Consider the following 5,733-nt stretch of genomic DNA (forward strand, 5'->3'; position numbering starts at 1 on the left):
GTTGGTGAACCCGGCCTCATCTTGTTGCGAGGGAGTCCGGACCGTCGCCTGTCGACTCATCCGGTGTCCGCGTACGACCTGACATGCCGAGGCGGGTACGGCCTGACGTGCCGAGCCTGGCCGGCTGATCATGCCACGGTAGTGTCGCCTCCTTCGATCGCGGTGAGTCGGTGTTTGAGCCGGTAGCTTGGTCCGTTGATCGAGAGCACCTCGCAATGATGAAGCACGCGATCGAGAATGGCCGTGGCGAGGACGTCATCGCAAAAGACCTGGCCCCATTCACTGAAGCTCTTATTCGAGGTGAGGATGATGGGTCCGGTCTCATATCTCTTCGAGATCATCTGGAAGACGAGGTTGGCGTCGGATCGATCGAGCGGAAGATAGCCGACTTCGTCGACGACAAGGATTGCTGGGCGCGTGTAGGTGCGCATTTTCCGGTTGAGCCGGCCGAGTTCCTCAGCGGCCCGGAGCTGGCGGACCATGTCGTCGAGACTGGTGAAGTAGGTGGAGTAGCCGGCGCGGCATGCTGATACGGCCAACGCGACGGCCAGGTGTGTTTTTCCGACCCCGGGCGGGCCCAGGAGGGCAACGTTACTTTTGGTCGCGATGAATGACAGGCTGGCCAGGTCGCGGACCTTGCGGGTGTCGAGGTCTGGCTGGAAAGCGAACTCGAACTCCTCGAGGGTCTTGTGGTGAGGTAGCTTCGACAGTCGCAGGGCCTGCCGGAAACGGCGCCCTTCGCGGATCCCGAGTTCCTCTTCGACGATGAGGTCGAGAAAGTCGAGGTAGCCCAACTGTTCGGTGTCGGCGCGTTTGACCAGTTGCTCGAGACTGGCCGCCAAATGCGGCAGCCCGAGTTTGGTGGCGTGGGATTTGATGCGCGCGGTCGTCAGTTCAGTCATGAGGTTTGTCCGTTCCTCCCGCGTCCAGCAGGGCGTGGGGTGGTGAGACCGGCGGCGTCGTCGTAGGCGGCCAAGGAGCGACGCCCGACCGGGACCGCAGCGGCGGCGGAGCGGGTCAGCAACGCGGCGAGCGGGCTCGGCTCAGGCTCTGGCGCCCCGGCCGGGGCCGGATCACCGAGCCGGTCGGTGGTGGCCCGCCCGGTGCCGTCGGGCAGCCCGTCCCAGTGCCGCTCGTCGACGACCCAGCTGCCCCGGCGTTCGGCGCGGGCATGCACCGCCAGCAGCGTGGATTCGTCCGGTCCGGCGGTGAGCGCGTGGATGGCCACCGTGGCCGGCGTGACCCGCACTTCCACGGTCTGACCGGGCCGGACCCGCCGCGCCGGGGTCGAGTAGAGGCTGGCCGCGAAGGAGACCAGAGCGTCTTTCCCGACCCGGCGCAGATGCCGATCGGCGACCAGGTACGGGGTGGCAGGCAGTGCCCGCAGCGCGGCGTGGTCCCGCGCCGCGCGCTCGCCGATCACCTCGCCGTGGGTGCGGTGGACCTGCCGTCGCCGCAGGCCCGACCAGGCGGCGAAGGCGTGATCGAGCTCGTCGAGACGGTCGAAGCTGCGCCCGGCCAGGACATGGTCACGGACGATGTCGACCTGGCGTTCAACACGGCCCTTCCCGGTCGGCCGATAGGCGGCGAGCACGTCGATATCGAAATCGTAGTGCCCGGCGAACGCGACCGCTTCCGGATGCAACGGCACCGCCTTCCCCGGAGCGACGTGACGCCGGACGACGGTCTTGGTCCGGTCATACACAATCGACGCCGGGACACCGCCGAAATGCGCGAAGCCCCGCCGGTGGCAGTCCCAGAACACCCCGAGATCCATCGAGGTGGTGTAGCAGCAAAACGGATCCCGCGAGTATGACAACACCATGTGGAACGAGTACACCTTCTCGACCCCGACATGGGCCAACACACCGCCCTCGTCGCCCCAGTCGACCTGAGCTTGGGCACCGGGCGTGACTTCGAAACGCCGATGCAGATCGGTCAACGCGTCGGCGTCGATTCCCAGCTCGGCACGGATTCGCGGTCGAGCCTCGGCCAGATAGATTTTCACACGCTGGTAATGGCCGGTGAATCCGTACTGGTCGACGAGCCGTTCGTGAATCACCGACCCCTTCAAGGTGACATCTTTACGCAGCCACGCGTCGACGACCTCGGCGAACGCGTCCATCACCCGAGGCTGGGTGCCCCGCCGCGGTGGAGCCGCTGGAGGTGTTGCCTTCTCTTCAGCCAGATACTTCTTCACGGTCCGCCAGTGATGCCCGGTCTCCCGAGCGATCGCCGAAATACTCACACCCGCATCATGCAAAGCTCTAAAACGGCGCAGATCCATCCATTCCTCCGGATCCAGAATCATGACGTGCAGGCCACCCTTCGGCTCGCCGGCACGGTCGGCCGACACTCCCTGAAGGGTGATCAACACTCAGCTCATCACGGTCACGACACGCCGGGACCTCGGCACGTCAGGCCGTACGCCGCTGAGCACGTGAGGTCGTACGCGGACATCCGGCCCGTTGGCCTACTGCGGAGCTCTGCTGCGGTCCGCCGCGAACCCCTTGTACTGACGCTCCAACTGCGGCTGATATGGCCCGGCCCAGTCGTGGAGTTCCTCGAACCGCTGTCTGGCGAGGTCCTGCCACTGAGGGACCTTGCAGTCGGCTGCAACCTCCGCGGTGAGCCACCACGCCTCAAGACCTGCGACTTCCGGGAGCAGATTGATGTCATGGTATACGGAATCGAGGTCGACATGCTGATGGAGTCGAGTGTCTGCCTGGGCGACAACAAGCCGGGCTAGAACGGCGTAGCGTAACGCCCCAAGGTCACCCCCGCGCGCGGCGACCTCCCTCCCAAGCCGAGCGGCCGCTCGCGCGTTGCCGCCAGCCAGCGCGATCCGTGCGCGCAGGAGACCTTCACCCAGCTGGCTCCACCAGGCGAGGTAGGAGCGGGCGGACTGGTTGCGAGTCGTCTGGTCGAGGTAGCGGGCCGCGGCCGACAGATCAGCGGCGCGGATCTGGCCGTCTGCGAGATCAAGCGCTGCCCACCGGCTTGTGACCGGCGACTGCCAGGCGCCCGAGTAGGCCTTGGCGTCGAGCTCGTCCGCCTCCCGGGTCGCGCCCAGGTTGCGCACGATCCACGCGCGTAGATGGGAAGCGACACCGCCGTAGCGCGCCCACGTCTGTCGGCGGCGGGACTCAGCCTCCAGCTGATCGACCAACGCTAGTGCTGGAGCGGCTCTACCGAGCGACGCAAGTGCGTACGCCCCAAAGATTCGAGCGTGCTCAGATGGGAATGTGTACGGCAGCTCAGAGTCCGCGGGCTCCAGGACCTGGTGGATGAGTGTGATGGCTTCGCGAGACCGTCCCTGATGGGCCCGGACGGCCCCGAGCAGAAGCATCGGCCCAGCCTCATGCCTGCTCAGCACGACGGCCTCAGCAAGGTGGCGTTCGGCATCAGCGAGCCGGCCGAGGTAATGCAGCGTAGAGCCCGCGACCGCGAGCGCACGCACCCGTGTTTCGATGTCATCGGCGAGCGTTACTGCCAGCTCGGCAAGCGCCAATGCCCGCTCTACGTCGCCGTCGTAGCGCGCCGCCCAGGCCTGCACCTCGACTGCCGCCGCGCGGCCGCCCAGCTTTCGCGCTGCCACCGCGTCTTCAAACGCTGCAGAGAACTGTTGCCGGGAGATCAGCACACGGGCCCTGGCCAGTCGACTTTTCCAGTTATCGGAAAGCGCGACGGCCTCGTCGAGCAGCTGCTCTGCACCGCGCTGGTCATAGCGCTCCGAGGCGTGCACCGCCGCCGCAGTCAACGCATCTGCCGCGACGCGGCGTTCGCCGCCGAGTCGGGCGTGGCGGGCGAGTGCGAGGGGATCGACAGTATTTCGAGTTGCGAAGGCAGCAGTGGCTTGTCGGTGAATCCACTCGCGCCGACCCTGGGATACGTCGACCGCCAGCGCTTCACGGACCACATCGTGGCGGAAGCTGAATCGGCCCCCGCGCTCTTCGAGTAGCCGTCTCCGTACCCCCTCTTCAAGGTGGTCGAGGAGCACGACGGGCCTCTCACCCAGCACCGCCGCCATGAGATCGAGGTCGATCGGGTCACCAAGCACCGCGGCGGTCTGCAGAGTGCGCGCGATCGTTGGGCCTGCACGAGCACACCGCATCGCGATGGTCTCCCGTAGGGACCGGGGGATCTCCTGCGAGTCGGCGGAGGCGAGCTCGACCAGCAGCAGTGGGTTGCCCGCACTGCGGCGCAGTAGCGCCGGTGCGCGCTCTGGACCGACGAGGGAGGCCACTGCCGTGAGATCGAGCGGTTGGAGCGTCAGCCGTGGCGCCGCGGGTAGCGGATGACCTTCGTCAGGTCGGTTAGTGGCTATCACGAGCAGGTTGGCCTCGTGCCGGCGTCTCGTGGCGAAGTGCAACCACTCAATGGTCGACGTTCCTGCAAGGTGGCAGTCCTCGAGCACGAGCACCTTTGGCAACGCACCGGGCAGCCTGGCGAACACATCCAGAACAGAGCTGAAGAGGAGGCTGCGGGTCGCGTTATGCGCCGAGCCGTCCTGTTCGAGGGTAAGAGGCTGGTTCCTCCGGGCGCGCCCACCGAGTAATGGCGCCAGCAGTCGGCCGTCCTCACCGAGCAGCGTTGCAACCTCCTCTGGTTCGAATCGGCGGAGATACGACGCAAGTGCGTCGGTGATCGGCTGCAGGGGGACCGAGCGCGCGATCTCTTCACAGCGTCCAATCAGAACTGTCACACCGCGCCGGGCCGCGTTCGCCGAGAACGTTTCAACGAGCCGGGTCTTGCCGATCCCGGCCTCACCTTCCACGACCACCAGCTCAAACGTGCCCTTGGTGGCCGCGAGTGCGGTGTCTAATTGTCGCAATGCATCCGCTCGGCCCGGCAGCGCGATTGTCTCGCGCGTCGCCGAAGTCTGACCGGCGGTGTGCTCAGGGTTGAGTAGCTCTTGGTGGAGCTGCTGAGTGGCCGGGTCGGGGTCGGCGCCGAGGTCCTCGAGTAGCGCCGCCTTCGTGCGGGCGTACGCGGCGAGCGCGGAGCCGATCCGGCCCGACATACGAAAGGCCCGCATGAGGAGCCGCAAGGCGATCTCGTCGTAGGCATCGGCATCGAGTGCGTGTTCGGCGTGCGCGACGCAATCGGCAGAGTCGCCGACCGCGAGCGCCGCCTCGGCTGCGATGTGCCGGCACTCTGCCACCAATCGCTCAGCACGAGCGCGCTCGACGAGTAGCCAGTCGCCCGTCGTCCCCTCCAACAGGGTGCCTCGGCGCAGCGCGAGCCCGGCCAGCGCCGCCGCGCGGGCGGCCGGATAACCGCTCGCAGCGAGTCTACGCCGGCCGTCGGTCGCCAACTCGTCCAGCTCGTCGAGGTCCAGCCACGTGACGGCGAGGGAGTATCCCTCGTCGTGCCGACGCACGGCGTCCCTACCGACCAAACTCCGCGCCCGGCTAACCGTCACGCCGAGACGATTGGAGGTGTGCGCGACCGCCGGGTCGCCCCAGACAATCTGCGCCAACCGGTCGGCCGATACCGGGCTCCCGCCTGCTAGCGCGAGGATCTTTAGCACCAGCCGACTCTGCCTGCTCCGGAGTCTGCTCAGTTCGACGCCTTCGATGTCGAGCGGGCCCAGGACGCGGACTCGCAGCGGCTTCGACGCCCTCACGAGGCAGCACTTTAGCAACCGGTTGGAACGGTAGTGATCGTCTAAGACCGTCGGTCAGCGAAGTCGACGGCTGAGAGGGTGTTGTGGAACCTCAAGGGTTAGGG

At 66.8% G+C, this 5,733-nt stretch carries 3 protein-coding genes; all 3 read right to left on the reverse strand.

Annotated features, from left to right (window positions below; translation table 11 throughout):
- Nucleotides 1-128: 128 nt before the first annotated feature.
- Entirely contained in the window at nucleotides 129-902 is a 774-nt protein-coding gene (gene istB / locus PSU4_RS30455) for an IS21-like element helper ATPase IstB (protein ID WP_014203935.1), read from the reverse strand.
- Nucleotides 899-2,377: an IS21 family transposase gene (istA, locus tag PSU4_RS30460; protein WP_222596459.1), complete on the reverse strand. Its 1,479-nt coding sequence runs from the start codon at nucleotides 2,375-2,377 to the stop codon at nucleotides 899-901. The genes istB and istA overlap by 4 nt, the downstream gene beginning before the upstream one ends.
- Before the next feature lie 96 nt (nucleotides 2,378-2,473).
- Nucleotides 2,474-5,533: an ATP-binding protein gene (locus tag PSU4_RS30465; RefSeq protein WP_186817278.1), complete on the reverse strand. Its 3,060-nt coding sequence runs from the start codon at nucleotides 5,531-5,533 to the stop codon at nucleotides 2,474-2,476.
- Nucleotides 5,534-5,733: the final 200 nt, after the last annotated feature.

Origin of the sequence: Pseudonocardia sulfidoxydans NBRC 16205, assembly GCF_007989085.1 — a bacterium.
Lineage (GTDB): Bacteria > Actinomycetota > Actinomycetes > Mycobacteriales > Pseudonocardiaceae > Pseudonocardia > Pseudonocardia sulfidoxydans.

Coding starts and splice junctions, on each gene's coding strand:
- istB (WP_014203935.1), bottom strand. CDS start 902: ATGACTGAACTGACGACCGCGCGCATCAAATCCCACGCCACCAAACTC.